Below are 25,338 nucleotides of genomic sequence, written 5' to 3' on the forward strand. Positions count from 1 at the left end.
TTTATGCCTTGAATGGTAGTCTTTGAGTAGTCAAAACTCTTACAAAATTGTTTCAAAGTACCAACGCCGCCACGCGGGAATCCATCATTCTTGTGGCTTTGCTATCGGCATGGGCGGGTTGGAGGGAGCGTGTTGCCAGGGCGCAACTTGACAGACAGCTTGTTGACGGGCGCTGCCGTCCTCCACCTGCCAGCCCAGAGCCCTCAACGCTTCGCGAAGGCGATCGGCTTGCGCCCAATCCTTGCTGGCGCGTGCCGCCTGGCGCTCGGAAAGCAAGGCGGCAACGTCCACGGGAATCGGGTGCGAATGCGCTGTCCACTCACTCAGGCGCAACCCGAGCACACGGTCGAAATGGTCGACCGTGGCGCGTCGGACCGCAGGCGGCAAATCGCCTTTGACCAGCTCCCACAGAATGGCCAGCGCGCGCGGCAGGTTCAAGTCCTGGTTGACCTCGGCGTCGAAGCGGGCCACGAAGTCGCCATCGGCCGCGCCGCCGCGTGGCCAGCTCGCGCAGGCCCTGCGCAGCCTGTCCAGCGCCGATTGCGCGGCGTGCATCGCCTCGTCGGTGAAGCGCAAAGTGCTTCGGTAATGCGCGGTCAAGCAAAGGTAGCGATAGGCCATCGGGTCGATGCCTTGGTCGATCAATGTCTGAAGCCGCAGGAAGCCGCCGTCTGCCTTGGCCATCTTCCTGTCGTCCAGCGTGAGAAAGTGACCGTGCATCCAGAAATTGGCAAGCCGGGTGCCATGGCATGCCTGCGTCTGCGCAATCTCGTTGCTGTGATGCACCGCTACATGGTCTTCGCCACCGCAATGGATGTCGAACCAGGGCCCCAGCAGCGCGGCCGACATCGCCGAGCATTCGATGTGCCAGCCGGGAAAGCCGCGGCCCCAGGGGCTGTCCCATTCCATTTGCCGCTGGGCGCCCGCCGGGCTGAACTTCCAGAGCGCGAAGTCCGAGATGCTGCGCTTCTCACCTATCGCGACACGTGTGCCGGCCCGCAAGCCCTCGCGGTCGAGGCGCGCCAGATGGCCGTAGTCGTCCTGCCGGGTGGTGTCGAAGTAGATGCCGTCGGATGTGCGATAGGTGAAGCCCTTGCGCTCCAGCTCGCCGATGAACGCCACCTGCTCGGGGATGTAGTCGGTGGCGCGCGGCCAGGCCGTGGGCTCCAGCAGATTCAGCGCCCGCCAGTCGGCCTGGAACGCGGCGGTGTAGCGCTGCGCGATGGCCCATGCGGACTCGCCGGCGCGCCGGCTTCCCTTCTCCATCTTGTCTTCGCCCTCGTCGGCGTCGGACACGAGGTGACCGACGTCCGTGATGTTCACCACATGCCGCACGACGTACCCGTTCAACTCGAGCGCACGGCGCAATACGTCCTCGAACACGTAGGTTCGCAGGTTGCCGATGTGCGCGTGGTCGTACACCGTCGGGCCGCAGCAGTACAGCCCCACGTGGCCGGGCTGCAAGGGAGCGAACGGACGCACGGCGCGCGACCAGGTGTCGTACAGGGCGAGGGACATGCAGGCTTTCGTGAGGTCGAGAAAACGCAGGCAACAAAAAGGCCACCGGTCTTGCAACGGGTGGCCATCGGGGATGCGGACGTGAACAGATTCGCTAGCCGCAGGCACCCCATGGCACGCTGAAACAGCATGCGCGCACAAGGCGTGAGAACAAGAATGCGGGAGCGAACATGAAGGCGATGCTAGCGCATGGTGCTCGAGAAGAAGACGCTTCCGCTCGAAGAGCGCTTCAGGCGGAGCGCAACTGCTCGCGCAGCTTCAGCCCGATTTCAGGCCGCTCCAGGAACGGATCGGCCGGGTTCGTGCCCGACACGATGTTCTCCATGCGGCTGCGCACGTTGCCCAGCGCCTTCGGGTGGCTGTACACGTAGAACTGGTTGGCGGCGATGGCGTCGAACACCTTGGCCGCCACTTCGGCCGCCGTGATCTTGCCGCTGCTCACCGCCTTGTTGCTCATGGCCTGGCCGATGAGCTGGCTCTTGGTGAGCTCGCTGTCCTTGGGCGCGTTCGGGCGGTTGCGCTCGCTGCTGGTGATGCCGGTGGGCACGAAGTACGGGCACAGCAGGCTCGCGCCGATCTGGTCGGTGACGAGGTTCAGGTCCTGGTACATCGTTTCGGTGAGGCTCACCACGGCCGCCTTGGCCGCGTTGTAGATGCCCATGTTCGGCGGCGTGAGCAGGCCTGCCATGCTGGCGGTGTTGGTGATGTGGCCGCGGTAGGACGGGTCTTGGGCGGCGGCCTCCAGCATCATCGGCGTGAACAGGCGCACGCCGTGAATCACGCCCCACAGGTCCACGCCCAGCACCCACTCCCAGTCGGCCACGGAGTTTTCCCACACGAGGCCACCGGCGCCCACGCCCGCGTTGTTGAACACGAAGTGCGGCGCGCCGAAGCGTTCCTTCACGGCGGCGGCCAGTGCTTCCATCTGCTTCGCGTCGGACACGTCGACCTTGCGCGCCAGCACCTGCGCACCGGCGGCTTCCATCTCGGCCCGGGCCTTGTCGAGTGCGTCCTGCTGCACGTCGACCAGCACGAGGTTCATGCCGCGTGCCGCGCCGATGCGCGCGCATTCGAGCCCGAAGCCCGAGCCCGCGCCGGTGAGTACGGCCGTCTTGCCCTTGAAGTCCTGAATCATTTGCCGGTGTCCTTGTGTTGAATGTCTCTGACGTTGGAGCCGCCATTGAAATACGGAACCCGCGCGGGCGCAGTCACGAAGGTGCCCCGGCCCGGCGATCGCGCTGTCAGGCGTCGGCTTTCTTCAGCACGTAGCCGATGCGCGGAAAGTGCACATGCACCGTGCCCACGCGCTCGTCGCTGCGCTCCAGCGTGTAGTGGGTGCGCGTGGCCGCGACGAGCGTGCCGGGCGTCTCTTCGAGGCCGAAGCTTTCGGCGCGAAGGGTGACGGCCGTGCCCAGCGGAATGCCGTGGTCGTCCTGGAAGGTGCTGTCGGTCAGCAGCGAGTGCGGCGTGGCGGCCCTGGCCACGGCGATGGCCTCGTCGCTGCTGAACTTCTCGGGCACGCCGTGGCCGATGGCGGCCATGCGGTCCATCCAGTCGACCACCGCGGGCGTGAGGTCGAGAATGCCGCGCACCGACTCGATGCGGCGCGTGTACCAGAGCGGGTGATAGGCCGAGAAGTCCGCGATGCTGGGCACCTCGCCCAGCAGGAAGGGCTTGTCGTCGAGCATGTCCGACAGGCGGCGCAGGTACGACTTGTAGGCGCTGGTGGCATCGGCCGGGCGCAGGCGGGTCATGTTGCCCGCGCTCATCTTGCCGCGGTCTTCACCGAAGGCCTTCAGGGCTTCGGGAGGGGCCTTGGCGAACACTTCGGCCGCGCCCCTGGGCTGCAGGTTCCAGGCCATGGCGGCCCAGAACAGCGTGGTGTCGGCCCACTGCGCGAGGATGCGCGACATGCCCTTCTCGGGCTCGGGGTACAGCGTGGGTTCGGGCGCCAGGTGCTCCAGCACGTCGGCGATGAGCGCGCTGTCGCAGTACATGTCGGCGCCGATCTGCAGGAACGGCGTCTTGCGGTAGCCGCCCGTGAGCACCTCCACGTCGGGCTTGGGCATGATCGGCGGGATGAAGACCGACTTCCACGGCAGCTTCTTGGCGCCGAGGATGAGCCGCACCTTCTCCGAGAACGGAGACGTCAGGTAGTGGTGAAGGATGAGGTCTGCCATGGTCGTTCCCGTGAGGTGGTTCTTGAAAGAGTCGGCTCAGATCAGCTTGACCAGTTGCTTGCCGAAGTTCTTGCCCTTCAGCAGCCCCAGGAAGGCTTCGGGCGCGGCCTCGATGCCCTGCGCCACCGACTCGCGCGGCTTGAGCTTGCCGCTGCCCACCAGCGCGCCCAGCTCGCCCAGTGCCTCGGGCCACACGTCCATGTGCTCGCTGACGATGAAGCCTTCGATCTTCAGGCGGTTGATGAGGATCAGCGCGGGGTTCGCCAGCGGCAGCGGCGCACCGTCGTAGCCCGCGATCATTCCGCACAGCGCCACGCGGGCGAAGGCGTTGCAGCGCAGCAGCACGGCGTCGAAGATGTAGCCGCCCACGTTCTCGAAGTAGCCGTCGATGCCGTTCGGGCAGGCTTCCTTCAGCGCGGCGCTCATGCTCTTGACGTCGGGGTGCTGCTTGTAGTCGATGCAGGCGTCGAAGCCGAGCTCGTCGGTCACGTACTTGCACTTGTCGGGCCCGCCCGCGATGCCGACCACGCGCAGGCCGCGTGCCTTGGCCAGCGCGCCGAAGGCGCTGCCGACCGCGCCGCTGGCCGCCGTGATGACCACGGTTTCGCCGTCCTTGGGCGCAATGATCTTCACCAGGCCGTACCAGGCCGTGACGCCGGGCATGCCGACGGCGCCCAGGTAGTGCGACAGCGGCACGTGCGTGGTGTCGACCTTCTTCAGCGCGCCGGGTTGCGAGGCATCGACCACGCTGTATTCCTGCCAGCCGCCGAAGCCGACCACCTTGTCGCCGACGGCGTACCTGGGGTGCTTGCTCTCGACCACCTCGCCGACGGTGCCGCCCTGGAACACTTGGCCCACGGGCTGGTTGGCGGTGTAGCTCTTCGAATCGTTCATGCGCCCGCGCATGTAAGGGTCCAGGCTCACGTAGTGGTGGCGCACCAGCACCTGGTTGTCATCGAGCACGGGGGTCTCGCTGGTCACGAGCTTGAAGTTGGAGGCCGTGGCCTCGCCTTCGGGACGGTTGTCGAGGTGAATCTGCTTGTTGGTGGGCATGAATGGCTCCTGCGGGGAATGCAATTAATCGGTGGAAGGCGGGCGCATCTCGTTGACGCTGGTGGGGCCCGTGGGCAGCCGGCGCTTCACGTACTTGAAGGTGCCGGTGGCATGGGCGCACACGCGCTCGTGCGCGTCGTAGATCTTGGCTTCGGTGAAGGCCAGCGTGGCGGTCCGGTGAATGAGCGTGCCGCGCGCATGCAGCGGGCCGACCGAGGGCTGCATGAAGCTGGTCTTCATCTCGATGGTGACCACGCCGGTCTCGGGCGACACGCTGCGCGCTGCTGCCGCCATGGTGATGTCGAGCAGCGTCATGCAGGCGCCGCCGTGTGTCACGTCGAAGGTGTTCAGGTGTTCGGGCTTGGCGGTGTACAGGATCTCGGACTCGCCGCCCTCGAACTTCGTCAGCTCGAAGCCGAGATGGCGAGCGAACGGAATCTGGCTCGTGTACGAACGGATGTTGATGTCGCTGGAATCGGAAGAAGACATCTCAGGCCCCGAGCACGACGCTGACCCCGCCGTCCACCGCCAGCCACTGGCCGGTGATGTGCTTGCCGGCATCGCTCGCGTACAGCAGCGTGATGCCCTTCAGGTCTTCCTCGTCGCCCAGGCGCCCGAGCGGCGCGGCGGCGGCCATGTTGTCTTCGCCGAGCGACTTGATCAGGCCGGCAGCCATCTTCGTCATGAAGAAGCCGGGGCAAATGGCGTTCACGTTGATGCCGTACCGGCCCCACTCGGCGGCCAGCGTCTTGGTGAAGCCGATGACCGCGGTCTTCGACGTGTTGTAGGCCAGCGTCTGCATGCCCGGGCCGTTGCCGTTGAGGCCGGCGATCGAGGCGATGTTGATGATGCGCCCCGTCTTCTTCGGAATCATGTAGCCGTTGGCGATCTGCTGCGACAGGATGAAGTAGCCGCGCACGTTGAGGTTCATCACCTTGTCCCAGGCTTCGACCGGGTGGCTCTCGGCCGGCGAACCCCAGCTTGCGCCGGCGTTGTTGATGAGGATGTCGACCGCGCCCATGCGCTGCAGCGTCTCGTCGGCCAGGCGGCGGGTGTCTTCTTCCTTCGAGCAGTCGGCGGCGATCCAGCGCGCGTCGATGCCTGCGGCCTGCAGCTCGGCGGCGGCTTGTTCCAGGTCGTCGGCCTTGCGAGAACTCAGCATGATCTTCGCGCCGGCTTCGCCCAGCGCGTGGGCCATCTGCAAGCCCAGGCCGCGCGAGCCGCCGGTGATGAGGGCGGTCTTGCCGGTGAGGTCGAACAGCTGCTTGATGTTGCGGGGCGTCATGGGGTGGTGTCTCCGTCAGGCGTTGGTGTTGTCTTTGTCAGGAAATCCATGCACTGGCGGGCTTCGCGAACCGCGCCGATGAAGGGCTTGAGCGCCACGTGCTGCGGATGGTCCGCATAGGCCGCGAGCGCGGCGGCGTCGGTGAATTCCGAGTACAGCACCAGGTCGTAGGTCGCTTCCAGTCCGGGCTGGGCGATGGCCACCTCGAAGCGGTGCGTGCCGGGCGACAGCTTGGCGCAGGCGTCGAGCAGCGCCTTGGCTTTCAGAAGGTTGGTCGCCTTGTCGGCGCCCTCGGCGTGTTCCTTGAACTTCCACATCACGATGTGCTTGAGCATGGCGGGCCTCTACTTTCTGCTGTTGGCGGGCGTGTTGTCCGGCAGGCGCGAGCGCAAGTAGATCAGCACGAAACCGACCGCGGCCACGAGGCCGCCGGGCACGGCGATGGCCCAGCCGAGCGCCGCATCGTTGCGGCCGGTGGCAATGCCAAGAATCATGACGAACAGGCCGCCGTAGATCAGGATCCAGATCCACTTCTCGAGCCGCGCATGGGGCTTCGGCGGCTTGGCGGCGGGGGGCGTGGTGGTCGGGGTGGGGGTGGGGTTCGGCGGATTGTTGATGGCCATCAAAAGGCGTCCTCGGGCAAAGCGGTGCAGGTCGGGTCGCGGGTTTCGACCACCTGGAGCCAGGCACCGATTTTCGGCAGCTCGTAGTGGAAGAAATAGTCCGTGGCGCCAATCTTGCCAGCTGTTACCGCCCTCGCCTTTGCACCGTCGATGTCCAGGGCCCTTTGCGCCACGTCGAGCCAGATCCAGGCCAGCACCGTGTGGCCGAAGGCCTGCATGTAGGGAACCGCATTGGCCAGCGCGTCCGCCGGGTCGCCGGTGGACCAGGCGGCCTCGGTTGCGCTGCCGATGCGCTGCAGCGCGGCGTCCAGCGCCTTGGCGTGGGCCGCCAGCGACGGCACCTTGGCCGCGCGGGCGATGGTGCCGGTCATGCGCTCGGCCAGCAACTGCAGGCCGCGGCCCTTTTCCATCAGCACCTTGCGGCCCAGCAGGTCGGCCGCCTGAATGCCGTGCGTGCCCTCGTGAATCATGTTCAGGCGGTTGTCGCGCCAGTACTGCTCCACCGGAAAGTCGCGCGTGTAGCCGTAGCCGCCGTGCACCTGGATGGCCAGCGAATTCGCCTCCAGGCACCACTCGCTGGGCCAGCTCTTGGCGATGGGCGTAAGCACCTCCAGCAGCAGGCGCGCGTCGTCGGCGGCTTGCGCGCTGCCGGTCTTCTGCTCGTCGACCAGGCGCGCGCAGTACAGCTCCAGCGCCAGCGCGCCCTCGCAGTACGACTTTTGCGCCAGCAGCATGCGGCGCACGTCGGCGTGTTCGATGATGCGCACCTGCGGCGCGGCCGAGTCCTTGACCACGGCGGCCCCGGCGGCTTCAGGTTTCTTCACCAGCCGGCCCTGCGGACGGCTCTTCGCGTATTCGAGCGAGGCGTGGTAGCCCGCCATGCCCAGCATGGTGGCGGCCGTGCCGACACCGATGCGCGCCTCGTTCATCATGTGGAACATGCAGTGCAGCCCCTTGCCGGGCTCGCCGACCAGGTAGCCCACCGCCCCCGCCTTGCCGTCGACCGGGTACTTGCCCTCGCCGAAATTCAGCAGCGTGTTGGTGGTGCCGCGCCAGCCCAGCTTGTGGTTCAGGCCCGCCAGTGCCACGTCGTTGCGCTCGCCGGTCAGCGCGCCCTGGGTGTTCACCATGCGCTTGGGCACGATGAACAGCGAAATGCCGCGCGTGCCCGGCACCAGCTTGCCGTTCGCGTCGGGGATCTTGGCCAGCACGATGTGCACGATGTTCTCGGTCAGCTCGTGGTCGCCCGACGAGATCCACATCTTGTTGCCCGTGAGGCGGTAGCGCGGGCCGAGCGGGTCGTCCTGAAAATCCTTACCGTCGGGCACCGCTCGCGTGGCCACGTCGCTCAGCGACGAGCCGGCTTGCGGCTCCGACAGGCACATGGTGCCGGCCCAGCGGCCCGAGAACTCGTTCTTGGCGAACACCTCTTTCTGCATGTCGGTGCCGTGCACCATCAGCAGGTTGGCGTTGCCGCTCGTGAGCATGTTGGAGCCGATGCTCACCGAGGCCATCGCGAAGAAGCTGTTGGCCGCAGCCGACAGCGTGTAGGGCAGCTGCATGCCGCCGATGTCGTAGTCCTGCGCGGCGCTCATCATTCCCGATTCGACGAAGGCCTTGTGCGCATCGTGCGTGGCCTTGGGAAGAACGACCTTCTCGCCGTCGAAGTGCGGCTCCTGCGTGTCCACCGTGCGGTTGAACGGCGCGTATTTCTCGCGCGCGATGCGCTCGCAGGTGTCGAGCACCGCGTCGAAGGTTTCGCGCGAGTGATCGGCAAAGCGTTCGCGCTGGTTGAGCGACTCGGCGTCGAGCCAGTCGTAGAGCAGGAAGTCGAGGGTGGAACGCAGGCTCATGATGGGGTCTTGATGTGGAGGCTACCGACCGCCACCGGTAGTGCTCGTCGGCCGGCGAAGCCAGGCCCGTTCGTGGAACACCGCGGAACCGGCTCAGCCGGGCCGCTGGTGTTGCCCCCGGAAGGGGGTTGGCGAAGGCGGCACGCAGTGCGCCGCACGCTGGAAGAGAGTCAGAGAACCTCGAACACGCCCGCGGCGCCCATGCCGCCGCCGATGCACATCGTGACCACGACCTTCTTGGCGCCACGGCGCTTGCCTTCGATGAGCGCGTGGCCCGTGAGGCGCTGGCCGCTCACGCCGTAGGGGTGGCCCACGGCGATGGCACCGCCGTTCACGTTGAGGCGGTCGCCCGGAATGCCGAGCTTGTCGCGGCAGTAGATCACCTGCACGGCGAAGGCCTCGTTCAGCTCCCACAGGTCGATGTCGTTGACCGTGAGGCCCAGGCGCTTGAGCACTTTCGGAATGGCGAAGACCGGGCCGATGCCCATCTCGTCGGGCTCGCAGCCGGCCACGGCGAAACCGAGGAAACGGCCGATGGGCTTCAGGCCCTTCTGCTGGGCGTACTTGTCGTCGACCACCACGCAGGCGCCGCCACCGTCGGAGAACTGGCTGGCATTGCCGGCCGAGATCACGCCGCCAGGAATGGCCGGGCGAATGCCGCTGATGCCTTCCTTGGTGGTGCCGGGGCGAATGCCTTCGTCGTTCTCGATGGTGACTTCCTTGGTGCGCAGGCCCAGCACGGGGTCGGCCACGCCGGCCAGCACGGTGATGGGGGCGATTTCAGCCTTGAACAAGCCGGCCTCGAGCGCGGCGGTGGCGCGTTGCTGGCTTTGCGCGCCGTACTCGTCCATGGCGTCGCGGCCGATGTTGTAGCGCTTGGCGACCTGCTCGGCCGTCTGCAGCATGTTCCAGTAGATCTCGGGCTTGTGCTTCACGAGCCACGGGTCGGCCAGCATGTGCGTGTTGGCTTCGTTCTGCACGCAAGAAATGCTCTCGACGCCGCCGGCCACGTACACCTCGCCTTCGCCCGCGATGATGCGTTGCGCGGCGGTGGCGATGGTCTGCAGGCCCGAGGAGCAGAAACGGTTGATGGTCATGCCCGACGTGGTGACCGGCAGGCCGGCGCGCAGCGCGATCTGGCGCGCGATGTTGGAACCGGTCGCGCCTTCGGGCGTCGCGCAGCCCATGATGACGTCGTCCACCGAGGCGGGATCGATGCCGGCGCGCTGCACCGCGTGCTGCACCGCGTGGCCGCCCAGCGTGGCGCCGTGCGTCATGTTGAAGGCACCCTTCCAGCTCTTCGCGAGCGGCGTGCGGGCGGTGGAAACGATGACGGCGCTGGTCATGGTGAGGTCCTTTGAAGATGGAAGGGAAAAGAGCTTGTCGTCATTGCGCCGGAGCCACGTTGGTGTTGCTCAGGAGCTGGTGATAGAAGCCGATCATCTCGCCGTAGTTGGAGATGGCCAGGCGTTCGTTGTTGCCGTGGAAGCGCGCCAGGTCTTCGGCCTTCACGCGGAACGGCGAGAAGCGGAAGACGGCGTCGCTCACGAGGCTGAAGTGCCGGGAGTCGGTCGCGGCGGTCATGAGGCCGGGGGCCACCACTGCGTCGGGAAAGCTCTGGCGCACCGCCTGCTGGATGGCGCGGTAGCCGGTGCTGTCGGTCGAGGACACGGGCGACGGCTCGGCGTTGCCGGGGTACTGCTTGATCTTGATGCCGTCGTTGGCCAGTGTCTTGCGCAGGTGCGCCTCGACGCTGGCCAGCGAATCGCCCGGCAGGATGCGAAAGTTGACGGCGGCCTCGGCGCGGCCGGGCAGCACGTTGTCTTTATTGCCGGCGCGCACGACGGTCAGCGCGGTGGTCGTGCGCAACATCGCGTTGCTGCTCGGGCTTTTTTCGAGCTGGCCGCGCACCAGCGGCTCGGTGAGCCACAGGTTGGACAGCATCACGCGGTTGACGCCGCTCATCTCGGGCGCCAGCGCGCCGAACATCTGGCCGGCCACGCCCTGGATGTGACCGGGCATCGGGTTGGCCTCGAGCCGTGCGAGCGCCGCGCTCATGCTGCCGATGGCGCTGTGCTGCGGCGGCATCGACGAATGGCCGGGGGCCGTGTCCAGCGACAGGAAGAAGGTGCCGTAGCCCTTCTCGGCAAGGCCGATGAGTGCCGCGGGCTTGCTCAGGCCCGGCAGTACGCCGTCGAGCACCAGCAGGCCTTCGTCGAGCACCCAGTCCAGGCGCACGTTGCGCGACTTGAGCAGCTCGGCAATGGGCAGCGCGCCGCGCAGGCCGCTGACTTCTTCGTCGTCGCCCATCACGAGGTAGACGGTTTGCTTCGGCTTGAAGCCGGCGCCGATGAGCAGCTCGATGGCTTCCATCTGCGCGAAAAGATTGCTCTTGTTGTCGAGCGTGCCGCGGCCCCAGATGAAGCCGTCCTTGATCTCGCCCGCGAAGGGGTCGACCGTCCAGGCTTTCTCGGTGCCGGGGGCGATGGGCACCATGTCCTGGTGCGCCATCAATGCGATGGGCTTGGCCTGGGGGTCGGTGCCGGTCCAGGTGTAGAGCAGCGCCTTGTTGCCCACCACTTCCTTCTTCAGCGTGGCGTGCACCTTGGGAAACTGCTGCGCCAGAAAGGCATGCAGCTTGTCGAACTCGGCCGCGTTGGCGACCGGGTCGTCCAGGCCCGACACCGTGCGGAACGTGATCGCCGTGGACAGCCGCCTGGCGGCCGCCTGCAGGTCGACGTTCAGCTGGGGTGCCGGCGCGACCGCCAGCTGCTGCGACGGCGTGGTCCAGGTCTTGACCGCCACGGCGGCCACCAGCAACACGACGGCCAGCAGCAGCCCGAGAAAGATGCGTTTCAACATTGGCGGTTCGACCCCGGACGCGGTTCAGTCTCAGCTGAAGGACTTGCCTTCGGTCACCAGCTTCTGGATCAGCGGCGCAGGCTGCCAGAACTCGGCGTCGTCGAGCGGATTCTTCGCAAAGCGCTTCATCGTCTCGGCCACGTTGTACAGGCCGACTTGCGATGCGTAGTGCATCGGGCCGCCGCGCCAGATCGGGAAGCCGTAGCCGGTGAGGTACACCATGTCGATGTCGCCCGACTTCGACGCGATGCCGTCTTCCAGGATGTGCGCGCCTTCGTTGACCAGCGCGTACACCAGGCGTTGCACGATTTCTTCGTCGGAAATCTTGCGCGGCGTGATGCCCAGTTCCTTGCGGTGGTCCTCGATCATCTTGTTGACCAGCTCCGACGGAATCGCGTCGCGCTTGCCGGCTTGGTAGTCGTACCACCCTGCCCCGGTCTTCTGCCCGAAGCGGCCCAGTTCGCAGAGCTTGTCGGCCGTGCGGCTGTACTTCATGTCGGCGCGCTCGGTGGCGCGGCGCTTGCGAATGGCCCAGCCGATGTCGTTGCCGGCCAGGTCGCCCATGCGGAACGGGCCCATGGCAAAGCCGAACTTCTCGACGGCCTTGTCGACCTGCTGCGGCAGCGCGCCTTCGTCCAGCAGAAAGCCGGCCTGGCGCGAGTACTGCTCGATCATGCGGTTGCCGATGAAGCCGTCGCACACGCCCGAGACCACGGCCGTCTTCTTGATCTTCTTGCCAATGGCCATGACCGTGGCGAGCACGTCCTTGCCCGTGGCCTTGCCGCGCACCACTTCGAGCAGCTTCATCACGTTGGCGGGGCTGAAGAAGTGCATGCCGACCACGTCCTGCGGACGGTCGGTGAAGGCGGCGATCTTGTCGACGTCCAGCGTGGAGGTGTTCGACGCCAGGATGGCGCCCTTCTTGGCGACGCGGTCGAGCTCCTTGAACACCTTTTCCTTGACGCCGAGTTCTTCGAACACGGCCTCGATGATCAGGTCGGCATCCTTCAGGTCGTCGTAGCTCAGCGTGGTGCTCAGGAGCGCCATGCGCTGCTCGTACTTGTCCTGCTTGAGCTTGCCCTTCTTGACCTGGGCTTCGTAGTTCTTCTTGATGGTGGCCACGCCGCGGTCGAGCGCGTCCTGCTTCATCTCGAGGATCTTCACGGGGATGCCCGCGTTCAGGAAGTTCATCGAGATGCCGCCACCCATGGTGCCGGCGCCGATGACGCCCACGGCCTTGATGTCGCGCTTGGGCGTGTCGTCGGCCACGTCGGGGATCTTGCTCGCGGCGCGCTCGGCCATGAACAGGTGGCGCAGCGCCAGCGACTCGGGCGTGAACATCAGCGAGGTGAAGATGCGACGCTCTTCGGCCATGCCGGCGTCGAACTTCAGCTTGGTGGCGGCCTGCACGGCGTCCACGCATTGCAGCGGCGCGGGGTAGTTCTTCGACATGCCGCCGACCATGTTCTTGGCGAACTGGAAGTAGGCATCGCCTTGCGGGTGCTTGCACGGCAGGTTGCGCACCAGGGGCAGCGCTTCGCCGGTCTTGCCGCCCACGCTCTTGGCGAAGGCGACGGCTTCTTCGAACACGGATTCGGGCGACACCGACAGCCGGTCGAACAGCTTCTGGCCGGGCAGGCTCGCGAGCAGTTCGCTCTTCACGGGCTCGCCGCTGACGATCATGTTCAAGGCGGTTTCCACACCGATCACGCGCGGCAGGCGCTGCGTGCCGCCGGCGCCGGGAATGAGGCCCAGCTTGACTTCGGGGAGCGCGACGCTGGTGCCGGGCGCGGCCACGCGGTAGTGGCAACCCAGGGCCAGCTCGAGCCCGCCGCCCATGCACACAGAGTGGATGGCCGCGACGATGGGCTTGGGAGACGCTTCGAGCGCAAGGATCACGCTCAGCAGGTTGGGCTCTTGCAGCGCCTTGGGCGTGCCGAATTCCTTGATGTCCGCACCGCCCGAGAACGCCTTGCCGGCGCCGGTGATGACGATGGCCTTGACCGCGTCGTCGGCATTGGCCTTGGCGAGGCCGTCGGTGATGCCGATGCGCGTCGAGAAGCCGAGACCGTTGACCGGGGGGTTGGTCAGGGTGATCACGGCGACATCGCCGAGCACTTTGTATTCAGCCGTCATGCTGCGTTCCTTGGTGTGTGAAGAAAAAGAAGAAAAAGCACGAGTGTTCTTTTTCGGGGGATTCTAGGCGTTTGTCGCGGCGCAACAATGGCATGCAGTCGCTGCCGGGACAAGCCCTTCGTGCGGAGGGCGGGACTTTCGGGGAACACCGCGGAACCGGCTTTGCCGGGCCGCTGGTGTTGCCCCCTGCAAGGGGGTTGGCGTAGCGACACGAAGTGCGCGAAGCCTGGGGGTTTGCTAAACCTCCAGCCACTCCTTGCGGGTGGTGGCGTCGGCGCGCAGGCTGTCGGGCGTGCCGTCGAACACGATGCTGCCGTGGCCCATGACGAGCGCGCGGTCGGAGATCTGCATGGCGATGGTGAGCTTCTGCTCGATCAGCAGCACCGAGATGCCCTTGTCCTTGAGCGTGCGCAAATACTGCCCCACCAGCTCGACGATCTTGGGCGCGAGGCCTTCGGTCGGCTCGTCGATGATGATCAGGTCGGGGTCGCCCATGAGCGTGCGGCACAGCGTGAGCATCTGCTGCTCGCCGCCCGAGAGCACGCCGGCCTCGGTGTGCTGGCGCTCCTTCAGGCGCGGGAACATGCCGTACATGTCGTCGAACTGCCAGCGGCTGCCCTTGCCCGTGCCCTTCTGCCCCAGCAGCAGGTTCTGGTGCACCGTGAGCTTGGGAAAGATGTCGCGGTTCTCGGGCACGTAGCCGATGCCGAAGTGCGCAATTTCGTAGGCCTTGCGGCGCAGGATGTCCTGCCCCTTCCAGTGCAGTCCGCCCTCGGCATGCACCAGGCCCATGATGGCCTTGGCGGTGGTCGAGCGGCCCGAGCCGTTGCGGCCCAGCAGCGCGACGATTTCGCCGGCGCCAACTTCGAACGAAACGCCATGCAGCACATGGCTCTTGCCGTAGTAGGCGTGAATGTCTTGAAGTTTCAGCATGTCAGTGTCCTGCGCCTTGTGCGTCGGCAACAGAAGAGCCCAGATACGCCTCCTGCACACGTGGATTGGCACGCACGGCAGCAGGCGAATCGAAGGCGATGATTTCGCCATAGACCACCACCGCGATCTTGTCGGCCAGGCCGAACACCACGCCCATGTCGTGCTCCACCGTCAGCAGCGTCTTGCCGACCGTGACGTGCTTGATGAGCGAGATGAAGTGCGAGGTTTCCGTCTTGCTCATGCCCGCCGTCGGCTCGTCCAGCAGGATGACGTTGGCACCGCCCGCGATGGTCACGCCGATTTCCAGCGCCCGCTGCTCGGCGTACGTGAGGTTCACCGCATGCACGTCGCGCTTCTTCTCCAGCCCGATCTGCTTGATGAGTTCTTCCGTGCGCTCGTTGGCGTCGTGCAGGTTCGACAGAAAGCGCAGGAAGGTGTACTTGTAGCCCAGGCTCCACAGCACGCCGCAGCGCAGGTTCTCGAACACGCTCAGCTTCGGAAAGATGTTGGTGATCTGGAAACTGCGCGACAGGCCCATGCGGTTGATTTCGTAGGGCTGCTTGCCGTCGATGCGCTGTCCGTTGAGCAGCACCTCGCCGCTGGTGGGCGCCAGGCGCCCGCTGATCAGGTTGAACAGCGTGGACTTGCCCGCGCCGTTCGGCCCGATGATCGCGATGCGCTCGCCCGCGTTCACCGCCAGGTCGACCCCGCGGATGATGTCGGTCTTGCCGAAGCTCTTGCGCAGGCCCTTGAGTTCGAGTGAGTAAGTCATGCCTATGCCACCTCCCGGCGCTTGATCTCGGCTTCGATTTCTTCCTGCGCGTGGCCCCATGCCTTCGCGAAGCGCCTGCGCACCACCTCGAAGATGCCCAGGCCCACCGCCAGCAAGGCCCCCGCAATGATCCAGGCCGTGGCCGACGAGGTGTCGAGCTGCAGCCCCGCGAACGGCACCATGGGCCCGAGCGCTGCATTGAGCTGCATGTGATAGATCATCTCGACGATGGCCGCGGCACCGGCCAGCATGATGGCCGCGCCGATGAACAGGCCCACGTAAAGCAGGTAGAAGCGCTTGATCTTGCCGAACAGCGCCACGCGCACGTTCATCATGATCAGGCTGGCCACGCCGCCGGGCGCGAACATCACCATCAGCAGGAACACCAGCCCCACGTACAGCAGCCACGCCTTGCTCAGCTCCGACAGCAGCACCAGAGCGAACACCAGCAGCGCAGCGCCGATGATCGGCCCGAAGAAGAAGGTCGCGCCGCCCAGGAAGGTGAACAGCAGGTAGCTGCCCGAGCGCAGCCCGTTCAGGCTGTCCGCCGCGTTCACGATCTCGAAATTGATGGCCGCCAGCCCGCCGCCGATGCCCGCAAAGAAGCCCGCGATGATGAAGGCGAAGTAGCGCACGCGCTGCGTGTTGTAGCCGATGAACTCCACGCGCTCCGGGTTGTCTCGCACCGCGTTCAGCATGCGTCCGAGCGGTGTGCCCGTGAAGGCGAACATCAGCGCGGTGCAGATGAAGCAGTACACCGCGATCAGGTAGTACACCTGGTTCTGCGGCCCGAAGGTGATGCCGAAGAAAGATGCGCCGTACACGCGGTTGGTGGTGATGCCGCCCTCGCCGCCGAAGAAGCTCGGGAACATCAGCGCCATGGCGGCCACCAGCTCGCCGAGGCCGAGCGTGATCATCGCGAAGGTGGTGCCCGACTTCTTGGTCGACACATAGCCGAACACCATGGCGAAGAACATGCCGCCCAGGCCGCCCACGAGCGGAATGAGCACCAGCGGAATCGGCAGCTTGCCGGCGCTGGCCAGGTTCATGGCGTGGATGGCGATGAACGAGCCCAGGCCCACGTACACCGCATGCCCGAAGCTGAGCATGCCGCCCTGCCCCAGCAGGATGTTGTAGCTCAGGCAGATGATGATCAGGTAGCCGATCTGCGACAGCATGGTGAGCGCCAGGCTGCTCTTGAAGAGCATCGGCGCCACGATCAGCAGCAGCGCGAACAGCGACCAGATCAGGATGCGGCCGATGTTCAGCGGCTTGAAGCGGTAGTACTTCTTCGGCGGGGTGCCGGTGCCGGCGGTAGGAGGGTTGGTGGTGGTTGCGGTGGTCATGGCGTCAGTCCTCCCGGGTGCCAAGGAGGCCCTTGGGGCGGAAGATGAGGATCAGCACCAGGAACAGATAAGGCAGGATGGGCGCGACCTGCGAGATCGTGAGCTTGAGCAGCTCGTAGCCGAAGGTCTGCTCCGTCACCGCCATGCCCAACCACTGCAGCGCGCCCGCGAGCGACTGGTCCATGGCCACGGCGAAGGTCTGCACCACGCCGATGATCAGCGACGCCAGGAAGGCGCCCGCCAGCGAGCCCATGCCCCCCACCACCACCACCACGAAGATGATGGAGCCGACCGAGCCCGCCATGGCCGGCTCGGTGACGTAGGTGTTGCCGCCGACCACGCCGGCCAGGCCCGCCAGCGCGGCGCCGCCGCCGAACACCATCATGAACACGCGCGGCACGTTGTGGCCCAGCGCCTCGACCATGTCGGGGTGCTTCAGCGCCGCCTGGATCACCAGGCCGATGCGCGTGCGCGTGAGCAGCAGCCACACCGACACCAGCATCAGCACGGCCACCAGCATGATGAACGAGCGCGACTTGGGAAACTGCGTGCCGTACAGCGTGAAGAGCGGGCCCTGCAGCGCCTGCGGCAGCCCGTACGGCACCGTGGAACGGCCCCACACCAGCTGCACGAGTTCGAGGATGAGGTACGACAGGCCGAAGGTCACCAGCAGCTCGGGCACGTGGCCGAACTTGTGGACGCGGCGCAGGCAATAGCGCTCGAAGGCCGCGCCCAGCGCGAACACCAGCAGCGGCGCGATGAACAGCGCCGGCCAGAAGCCCAGCACGCCCGAGATCGTGTAGGCGAAGTAGGCGCCCAGCATGTAGAAGCTGGCGTGTGCGAAGTTGAGCACACCCATCATGCTGAAGATCAGCGTGAGGCCGGAGCTCAGCATGAACAACAGCAAGCCGTAGCTCACGCCGTTGAGCAGCGAGATGACGAAGAATTCGACGTTCATCGGTCTTTCGTGTCAGGTGAAAAAAGAAAAAGGCCCGAGTGTTGAAGTCGGGCCTCGACCGCGTTGGCGTGTTCCGGAACTCAGTGAGTCAGGACTTTGGCGCTCAGGAAGGACGCTTCATCTGGCACGAAGTGGGCGTGCTCGCCACGTAGGCGTCGTAGTACTTCACCGGGGCCAGCGTGTAGCCGGTGTTTTCCGGGCTGTACGGGTACTTGGTGCTGGCCTTCTCCCACTTGGTGATGTACAGGCCTTGCTGCAGCTGGTGGTCGGTCTTGCGCAGCTCGACGTCGCCGTTGAAGCTCTTGAACTTGAGCCCTTCCATGGCGGCGGCCACCTTCACGGGGTCGGTCGACTTGGTCTTCACGAAGGCTTCGGTCAGTGCCTGGAACACGGTGAACACGTCGGTGGTGTAGAGATCGTCGTTGAACTTCTTCTTGAAGTCGTCAGCGTACTTCTGCATGTCGCCGCCCATGTTGTAGTGGGCATAGCCGACCTGGTACACCTTGCCGTCGGACGCGGCGCCCATGGCGGTCGGCGTGCCGGTGGTCACGGCGTAGTACGTGTAGAACTTGACGTTCAGGCCCGAGTCGTTGGCCGCCTTGATGAGCAACGCCAGGTCGGAGCCCCAGTTGCCGGTAATGACGCTGTCGGCGCCCGAGGCCTTGATCTTGGCGATGTACGGGGCGAAGTCGCGCACCTGGGCCAGCGGATGCAGGTCGTCGCCGACGATCTGGATGTCGGGGCGCTTGTGCTTCAGGTCTTCCTTGGCGAACTTGGAGACCTGCTGGCCGTGCGCGTAGTTCTGGCCAATGATGTAGACCTTCTTGATTTCCGGCTGGTCCTTCATGTAGGTGGTCAGCGCTTCCATCTTCATCGACGTGTCGGCGTCGAAGCGGAATTGCCAGTAGCTGCACTTGCTGTTGGTCAGGTCGGGGTCGACCGCGGCGTAGTTCAGGTACAGCGCCTCCTTGCCGGGGTTGCGCGCGTTGTTCTTCTCGAGCGCGTCGATGATGGCCAGCGCCGGGCCGGAGCCGTTGCCCTGCACGATGTAGCGCGCGCCCTGGTCGAGGGCCGAGCGCAGCGCGCTGGTGGTCTCCTGCGGGCTGAGCTTGTTGTCGATGCCGATGATCTCGAACTTCACGCCCGCCGCGTTCTTCTTGTTGAACTCTTCGGCGAAGAACTGGAAGGTCTTGAGCTGGTTGGTACCGACCGCGGCCATGAGGCCCGACAGCGGGTCGAGCCATGCGATCTTGACGGTTTCACCCTTCTGGGCGAAGGCACCGGTGGCGGTGGCCGCAATGACGGCAGCGGCAGCGATTTTCAGAGCGAACTTCAATCTATATCTCCTGGTCAAACCGAATCAGAACCGAATCAAAACGCTGTACGAGCGTACAAGCGATTGCAGCCCCTCCCCTCAGGGAATGCCCGTAAGAGGGAGGTCGCGAAGGCCCGTTTCTATCGCGCAGGCGACACCGCGTTTCGCCGAATTGCTACCAGCGGGTAGACCTTTGCTACCAACGGGTAGGATTCGCGCGAAAAGCGCTGACCAGCACCCTCAGGGGCGCTTCATCTGGCAGGTGGTGGGCGTGCTCGCCACGTACGACTCGTAGTACTTCACGGGCACGTTGGTGTAGCCGGTGTTCTCCGCGTCGTACGGGTACTTGGCGCTGGCCTTTTCCCAGCGCGAGATGTACAGGCCCTGCTGCAGCTGGTGGTCGGTCTTGCGCATCTCGACCTCGCCGTTGAAGCTCTTGATCTTCATGCCTTCGAGCGCCGCGGCCACCTTCACGGGGTCGGTCGACTTGGTCTTGGCGAAGGCGGCGTCGAGCAGCGCGAACACGTGGTAGATCGAGGCCTGCGTCAGGTCGTCGTTCATGCGCTTCTTGTAGCCGGCCAGCAGCTGCTGGATCTCGCCGCCCATGTTGTAGTGGGCGTAGGCCACGGTGTAGACCTTGCCGTCGGACGTGGCACCCATGGCCGTAGGGGTGCCCGCGCCCGGCGCGTAGTAGGTCAGGAACTTGACGTTCAGGCCCGAGTCGTTGGCCGCCTTGATGAGCAGCGACAGGTCCGAGCCCCAGTTGCCGGTAATGACCGTGTCGGCGCCCGAGGCCTTGATCTTGGCAATGTACGGCGAGAAGTCGCGCACCTGCGCCAGCGGGTGCAGGTCTTCGCCCACGATCTGGATGTCGGGGCGCTTGACCTTCAGGTCTTCCTTGGCGTACTTGGCCACCTGCACGCCGTGGGCGTAGTTCTGCCCGAGCAGGTAGACCTTCTTGATGTCGGGCTGGTCCTTCATCCAGGCGGTGAGCGCCTCCATCTTCATGGAGGTGTCGGCGTCCACGCGGAAGTGCCAGTAGCTGCACTTGCTGTTGGTCAGGTCGGGGTCGACCGCCGCGTAGTTCATGAACAGCAACTCCTTGCCGGGGTTGCGCGAGTTGTTCTTCTCGATGGCGTCGATGATCGCCAGCGCGGGGCCCGAGCCGTTGCCCTGCATGATGTAGCGCGCACCCTGGTCCTGCGCGGAGCGCAGCGCCGCGGTAGTTTCCTGCGGGCTGAGCTTGTTGTCGATGCCGATGACCTCGAACTTCACGCCCGACTGGTTCTTCTTGTTGAACTCTTCGGCAAGGAATTGCGTGGTCTTGAGCTGGTTGGTGCCCACCGCGGCCATCAGGCCCGACAGCGGGTCGAGCCAGGCGACCTTGACGGTCTCGCCCTTTTGAGCGAATGCAGCGGTAACGCACACCAGCATTGCGCAGGCAGCTACTGACTTGATAGCAAATTGCATGAAGAGTCTCCAGTTTTTGTAAGGCGGATGCCAGCGTACAAGCGCCCTTTTTTTCACCGCACAGGGATTGCCCGGAAGGAAAGCCGCCGGGGCGGCTTTCCTATCGCGTGCGCGACAGTGCGGCAGGGCTCGGCCTGCAGGTTCAGAGGGTCGGCAGCTTGTAGTCCTTCAGCAGCTGGCGCAGCTTGGTCTTCAGGATCTTGCCGGTGGCGCCGATCGGAATGGCTTCGACGAACACCACGTCGTCGGGGATCTGCCACTTGGCGGTCTTGCCTTCGTAGAACTTCAGCAGTTCGTCGCGGGTGACCTCGCCGCCGGGCTTCTTCGCCACGGCGATGATCGGGCGCTCGTCCCACTTGGGGTGGAACACGCCGATGCACGCGGCCATGGCCACGGCCGGGTGCGCCACGGCGATGTTCTCGATGTCGATGGAGCTGATCCACTCGCCGCCGGACTTGATCACGTCCTTGCTGCGGTCGGTGATCTGCAGGTAGCCCTCCGCGTCGATGGTGGCCACGTCGCCGGTGGGGAACCAGCCGCGGCCCTGCGCGTCGGGCACGAGCGGGTCGCCGCCCTCGCCCTTGAAGTATTCCTTCACGATCCAGGGACCCTTGACCAGCAGGTCGCCAGGCGTCTTGCCGTCCCACGGCAGTTCGGTGCCCTCGCTGTCGACGATCTTCATGTCCACGCCGAAGATGGCGCGGCCCTGCTTCATGCGGATCTGCAGCTGCGCGTCGGGCGGCAGCGACAGGTGCTTGTTCTTCAGCGTGCACAGCGTGCCCAGCGGGCTCATCTCGGTCATGCCCCAGGCGTGCAGCACCTCCACGTTGAAGAGCTGCTGGAACGCGGTGATCATGGCCGGCGGGCAGGCCGAGCCGCCGATGACGGTGCGGTTGAGCTTGCTGAACTTCAGGCCATGGGTTTGCATGTGGCCCAGCAGCATCTGCCACACGGTGGGCACGCCGGCAGCAAAGGTGACGCCTTCGGCCTCGATCAGCTCGTACACCGACTTGCCGTCCAGCGCCGGGCCGGGGAACACGAGCTTGCAGCCGACCAGCGCGGCCGAGTACGGAATGCCCCAGGCGTTGACGTGGAACATGGGCACCACGGGCAGCACCGAGTCTTGCGCCGACAGGCGCATGACATCAGGCAGCGCCGCCGCGTACGCGTGCAGCATCGTGGAGCGGTGGCTGTACAGCGCGGCCTTCGGGTTGCCGGTGGTGCCGCTCGTGTAGCACATGCTCGAAGCCGAGTTCTCGTCGAAGGTGGGCCATTCGTAGTCGGTGGGCTGCGCGCCCATCCAGCTTTCGTAGCTCACCAGGTTGGGCACGCCGCTGTCCGCCGGCAGCTTGTCGGCGTCGCACAGCGCCACCCACTTGCGGATGGCCGGGCACTTGGCATGCACCGCCTGCACCAGCGGGAGGAAGCTCAGGTCGAAGCACAGGATCTGGTCTTCGGCGTGGTTGGCGATCCACGCGATCTGGTCGGGGTGCAGGCGCGGGTTGATGGTGTGCAGCACGCGGCCGCTGCCGCTCACGCCGTAGTACAGCTCCAGGTGGCGGTAGCCGTTCCAGGCCAGGGTGGCGATGCGGTCGCTGAACAGCAGTTGCTCGCCGTCCAGCGCATTGGCCACCTGCCTGGCACGCGATGCGATGTCGCTCCAGGTGCAGCGGTGAATGTCGCCCTCGACACGGCGCGAGACGATCTCGCCGTCGCCGTTGTGGCGCTCGACGAACTCGATCAGCGACGAGATCAAAAGCGGTTGGTCTTGCATCAAACCCAGCATCTACGGACTCCTAAAAGAAATGACTTCATGAAAACTTGGCGATCAAGGGATTCACGCAAGCTTCGGCCACTTCCACAATGACACAAACCCGCACTGCACGATTGAACGAAGCGGCTCACTCCACGCCGTTCTGCAGCGCGGTGGGCGTGGCGTCGAACAACAGCTTCGACGGCCAGGGCGCCCAGGTTGCACCAAGTTCGGGCGTATTCGGGTCGCCCTTGCGCATGAAGGCGCCGATGCTGGCCATCACCGCGCCCGACAGCGCCAGGCGACCCTGCTCGTTGGCCTTGCCGCCGATGGTGTTGGCGAGCACCGACGGGCCGAAATTGCCGAACACGAACGGCAGGTCGAACGCATGCGCCGCGCCGTACACCTCGTTCCAGGGATAGGCCTCCTGCGCCCAGTCGAGGCGGTAGCTCCACAGGTTGGACTGGCGCGTCTTCATGGTGTCGAGCAGGTTGTCGCGGTTGGCCTCGAACAGCAGGCGGGTGACGAGCCGGGTCCTGGCGTTGTAGCCCGTGCCGGCGGTAGCTACCGGCAGGTAGGACGCATCGACGATGTCGCCCGTGGTGAGCGTCTGCGCGGGCGCGTCGGGGTTGAAGTTCATCATCAGCGTGAGGCGCGCGGCGTCGTCGATCTTCCAGCCCGGGCTGCCGCCGAACAGCGGCAGCAGCGACGCGAAGAGCTTGCCCTCCTCTCGCGTGTTGCCCGCGATGGTCGGCACCTTCACGTACTGGTCGGCGGCAATGGCGTCGATGGGGTTGAGCGGCACCACCGTGCCGTCGGGAATGGGCGCCACGCTGCCCAGCCCGGCGTTCAGCACCGTCGTCAGCAGCGCCCCGCCTTCTTTCGCGCGCAGGTAGGCGGCAATCTGCGCCGGTGTGCGCGAGGCGATGTAGGTGGCGGCGGCCCCGGCATTGGCAGCGGTGCCGTCGGCCGCCAGCAGGCTCTTCAGAATGCCGTCGCCCTGCGCGAGCGACACCGACGCCGGGTTCAGCGCCGGCGAGGCGCCGGGCTTGCCCGTCAGGTTGCTCGCCATCGAAATGCCGCCGCTCATTTCGATGACCTTGTGGAACAGGCCCTTGGCCATCGGCGAGGTCATGATGGCCAGCAGGTTGGTGGCACCGGCCGATTCGCCCGACAGCGTGACGTTGCCGGGGTCGCCGCCGAAGGCGTCCACGTTGTTCTGGATGAAGCGCAGCGCGGCCATGTTGTCGAGCAGCGCGAAGTTGCCCGAATCGTCGCCCGCGGTGCCGCCCGGGCGCAGCTGCGGCACGTTCAGGAAGCCCAGCACGCCGAGCCGGTAGCTGGCGGTGATGACCACCGCGTTGGCGGTCTTGGCCAGCTTGGCGCCGTCGTACAGCGGGTCGGCCGTGTAGCCGGAGATGTTGCTGCCGCCATGCACGAACAGCAGCACCGGCAGCTTCTTGTCGGTGGTGGCCGGGCGCCACACGTTGACGAACAGGCAGTCTTCGCTGCCGAGCGGCTTGCCCAGCGTGGAGACGATGCTGGCGTCGTAGGTGTTGTTGGCACCGGGGCCGAAGATGCGGCCGATCTGCAGGCAGGCCGCGCCGAAGCTCCTGGCCGAGCGAATGCCGCTCCAGGCCTCGGGCTCGACCGGCGCGCGCCAGCGCAGCTCGCCGGACGGCGCCTTGGCAAAGGGCACGCCCTTCCAGAACCAGGTGCCCGAGGCGGCGCTGTCGTCCACGCCTTCGATCTTGCCGGCCGTGGTCTGGCGGACCATGGGGCCGTCGGCCACGGGCTCGGGTGGGGGTGCTGGGGCCGGTGCGGGCGCGGGCGCCACCGGCAGGAAGGCGAAGCCCTGCGAGCCCGACGATCCGCCGCCGCAGGCCGCAAGGGCTGCCGTTGCCGCCGCGACGGCGATGGCCCTGGCCCTGGCCACCGTTGCCTTTGCTGCCGCGCCTTGATTCTGTGCAGTTGCCACTGTCTTCATGTTTTGTCTCCACACCGGGTTAATCGGAATTCCTGGCTCGGTGCGTGGCGGCCATACTGAAATTCGACCGGGCCGCCGCGCACCCAAAAATTCTAGAAACGGGCGCCGTTTTCATCGCTATCGCAAGCGAGCCAAATCAATGACTTCACAAGCCTCCACGCCGCGCCCCGTGCGCCGGCCGTCGCGCCGCCCCGGCTGCACGCAGCCCGAGCTGCGCACCAGCTCGGCCGCATGGCTCGAAGGCGTGCTGTCGATGTTCGAGGCCGAGGGGCTGAACGTGCACCAGCTGCTGCGCGACGCCGGCTTCGACCCCGACTCGCTGCACCGGCAGAACGCCCGCATTCCGGTCGACGAGATCACCGTGCTGTGGCAGCTCGCCGTGGCGCGCGCGGGCAAGGCCACGCTGGGCCTGCACCGCGACTTCGCCTCCACGCACAGCAAGCTGGGCACGGTCGGCCACGCCATGGCCTGCAGCCCCGATCTGGGCGCGGCGCTCGCGCGGCTGGCCCGCTACATGGCGGTGATTTCGGACGCGACGGCGTTCTCGCTTCAGGCCGACGCGCGCGGCTGCTGGCTGGTCATGGAACACACCGGCGGCAGCCTGCCCATTCCGCGGCAGCGCGTGGAGTTCGCATTGCTCACCACGCTCATGCAGTGCCGCTGGCTCACGCGGCGCGACATGCAACCACTCGCCATGGAGTTCGTCTACCCCGCGCCCGCCAGCGACCGGCTGCACCGCGAGGCTTTCGGCTGCGACGTGCGCTTCAACGCCGCCGCCAACCGCATGCTGATTTCCGCCGCCGACATGGCCATGCCGCTGCCCACCGCGCACCCGGTGCTGGGCCAGATGCAGGAGCACCTGCTCGACGACCAGCTCACCCTGCTGGGCCAGACCACCACCAGCAGCCTGGTGTGCGCCGAAATTGCGCGCCGGCTGCAGCACGGCGAGCCGCGCCGCCAGGACGTGGCCTCGGGCCTGGGGCTGGCCGAGCGCACCCTGCAGCGACGGCTGCAGGAGGAGTCGGAGTCGTTCCAGTCGCTGCTCGACCGCACCCGCCGAGAACTCGCGCAGCAGTACCTGGCGCAAGACCGCCACACGCTGACCGACGTGGCCGACATGCTGGGCTTCGTGGACAGCAGCAACTTCTTTCGCGCCTGCAAGCGCTGGTTCGGCGTGCCGCCGGCACAGTACCGGGCGCGCATCTGGCACAGCCCGACGGCGCTCGCCGCCTGACCGATCGAACCGGGCGCGGGCCGCGATGGCCCGTTCGGCCAGGGGTTTCGTGCTCTGCCG

21 protein-coding genes are annotated in these 25,338 nt (G+C 66.0%); 1 reads left to right on the plus strand and 20 read right to left on the minus strand.

Annotated features, from left to right (window positions below; genetic code table 11):
* Positions 1-84 precede the first annotated feature (84 nt).
* The 20 genes from cysS to ACSFA5_RS30890 form a co-directional block, all read right to left on the minus strand.
* Entirely contained in the window at positions 85-1,518 is a 1,434-nt protein-coding gene (gene cysS / locus ACSFA5_RS30795; protein WP_435447848.1) for a cysteine--tRNA ligase, read from the minus strand.
* Between the two features lie 229 nt (positions 1,519-1,747).
* The gene (locus ACSFA5_RS30800; protein WP_435447849.1) at positions 1,748-2,653 is read right to left on the minus strand and encodes an SDR family oxidoreductase; all 906 of its coding nucleotides are present in this window, start codon (positions 2,651-2,653) and stop codon (positions 1,748-1,750) included.
* A gap of 106 nt (positions 2,654-2,759) precedes the next feature.
* Positions 2,760-3,698 carry a glutathione S-transferase family protein gene (locus ACSFA5_RS30805; protein ID WP_435447850.1) on the minus strand — a complete coding sequence of 313 codons (939 nt, stop codon included), beginning with the start codon at positions 3,696-3,698 and terminating at the stop codon, positions 2,760-2,762.
* Between the two features lie 36 nt (positions 3,699-3,734).
* Positions 3,735-4,751: an NADP-dependent oxidoreductase gene (locus ACSFA5_RS30810; RefSeq protein ID WP_435447851.1), complete on the minus strand. Its 1,017-nt coding sequence runs from the start codon at positions 4,749-4,751 to the stop codon at positions 3,735-3,737.
* A 24-nt stretch (positions 4,752-4,775) separates the two neighbouring features.
* Complete coding sequence (locus ACSFA5_RS30815; RefSeq protein WP_435447852.1) at positions 4,776-5,240, minus strand: PaaI family thioesterase; 465 nt, start codon at positions 5,238-5,240, stop codon at positions 4,776-4,778.
* Between the two features lies 1 nt (position 5,241).
* Positions 5,242-6,036 carry an SDR family oxidoreductase gene (locus ACSFA5_RS30820; protein WP_435447853.1) on the minus strand — a complete coding sequence of 265 codons (795 nt, stop codon included), beginning with the start codon at positions 6,034-6,036 and terminating at the stop codon, positions 5,242-5,244.
* A complete protein-coding gene (locus ACSFA5_RS30825; RefSeq protein WP_435447854.1) occupies positions 6,033-6,371 on the minus strand; it encodes a Dabb family protein in 339 nt (112 codons plus the stop codon). The genes ACSFA5_RS30820 and ACSFA5_RS30825 overlap by 4 nt, the downstream gene beginning before the upstream one ends.
* A gap of 9 nt (positions 6,372-6,380) precedes the next feature.
* Positions 6,381-6,659, minus strand: coding sequence for a hypothetical protein (locus ACSFA5_RS30830; RefSeq protein WP_435447855.1), 279 nt, complete (start codon positions 6,657-6,659; stop codon positions 6,381-6,383).
* Positions 6,659-8,512, minus strand: a complete 1,854-nt coding sequence (locus ACSFA5_RS30835) for an acyl-CoA dehydrogenase (protein ID WP_435447856.1) — start codon at positions 8,510-8,512, stop codon at positions 6,659-6,661. Before ACSFA5_RS30835 ends, ACSFA5_RS30830 begins: the two co-directional genes overlap by 1 nt.
* Before the next feature lie 170 nt (positions 8,513-8,682).
* Positions 8,683-9,858 (minus strand): acetyl-CoA C-acyltransferase, encoded by a 1,176-nt coding sequence (locus ACSFA5_RS30840; protein ID WP_435447857.1) that lies wholly within the window; start codon positions 9,856-9,858, stop codon positions 8,683-8,685.
* Positions 9,859-9,898: 40 nt separating this feature from the next.
* Positions 9,899-11,374: a M20 family peptidase gene (locus ACSFA5_RS30845; protein ID WP_435447858.1), complete on the minus strand. Its 1,476-nt coding sequence runs from the start codon at positions 11,372-11,374 to the stop codon at positions 9,899-9,901.
* Between the two features lie 30 nt (positions 11,375-11,404).
* Positions 11,405-13,510 (minus strand): 3-hydroxyacyl-CoA dehydrogenase NAD-binding domain-containing protein, encoded by a 2,106-nt coding sequence (locus ACSFA5_RS30850; RefSeq protein WP_435447859.1) that lies wholly within the window; start codon positions 13,508-13,510, stop codon positions 11,405-11,407.
* 237 nt (positions 13,511-13,747) lie between these two features.
* A complete protein-coding gene (locus tag ACSFA5_RS30855; protein ID WP_435447860.1) occupies positions 13,748-14,443 on the minus strand; it encodes an ABC transporter ATP-binding protein in 696 nt (231 codons plus the stop codon).
* A gap of 1 nt (position 14,444) precedes the next feature.
* A complete protein-coding gene (locus tag ACSFA5_RS30860; protein WP_435447861.1) occupies positions 14,445-15,215 on the minus strand; it encodes an ABC transporter ATP-binding protein in 771 nt (256 codons plus the stop codon).
* Between the two features lie 2 nt (positions 15,216-15,217).
* Positions 15,218-16,561, minus strand: coding sequence for a branched-chain amino acid ABC transporter permease (locus ACSFA5_RS30865; RefSeq protein WP_435447862.1), 1,344 nt, complete (start codon positions 16,559-16,561; stop codon positions 15,218-15,220).
* A gap of 4 nt (positions 16,562-16,565) precedes the next feature.
* Positions 16,566-17,519 carry a branched-chain amino acid ABC transporter permease gene (locus ACSFA5_RS30870; RefSeq protein ID WP_435447863.1) on the minus strand — a complete coding sequence of 318 codons (954 nt, stop codon included), beginning with the start codon at positions 17,517-17,519 and terminating at the stop codon, positions 16,566-16,568.
* Between the two features lie 103 nt (positions 17,520-17,622).
* A complete protein-coding gene (locus tag ACSFA5_RS30875) occupies positions 17,623-18,855 on the minus strand; it encodes a branched-chain amino acid ABC transporter substrate-binding protein (RefSeq protein WP_435447864.1) in 1,233 nt (410 codons plus the stop codon).
* 219 nt (positions 18,856-19,074) lie between these two features.
* Entirely contained in the window at positions 19,075-20,304 is a 1,230-nt protein-coding gene (locus ACSFA5_RS30880) for a branched-chain amino acid ABC transporter substrate-binding protein (protein ID WP_435447865.1), read from the minus strand.
* Between the two features lie 142 nt (positions 20,305-20,446).
* Complete coding sequence (locus ACSFA5_RS30885) at positions 20,447-22,090, minus strand: 3-(methylthio)propionyl-CoA ligase (RefSeq protein ID WP_435447866.1); 1,644 nt, start codon at positions 22,088-22,090, stop codon at positions 20,447-20,449.
* A 115-nt stretch (positions 22,091-22,205) separates the two neighbouring features.
* Positions 22,206-24,044 carry a carboxylesterase/lipase family protein gene (locus ACSFA5_RS30890; protein ID WP_435447867.1) on the minus strand — a complete coding sequence of 613 codons (1,839 nt, stop codon included), beginning with the start codon at positions 24,042-24,044 and terminating at the stop codon, positions 22,206-22,208.
* Between the two features lie 139 nt (positions 24,045-24,183).
* Between ACSFA5_RS30890 and ACSFA5_RS30895 the strand changes: the two genes are divergently transcribed.
* Entirely contained in the window at positions 24,184-25,278 is a 1,095-nt protein-coding gene (locus ACSFA5_RS30895) for an AraC family transcriptional regulator (protein WP_435447868.1), read from the plus strand.
* The last annotated feature ends 60 nt before the right edge of the window (positions 25,279-25,338 follow it).

Origin of the sequence: Variovorax monticola, from assembly GCF_051216855.1 — a bacterium.
Taxonomy (GTDB): domain Bacteria; phylum Pseudomonadota; class Gammaproteobacteria; order Burkholderiales; family Burkholderiaceae_C; genus Variovorax.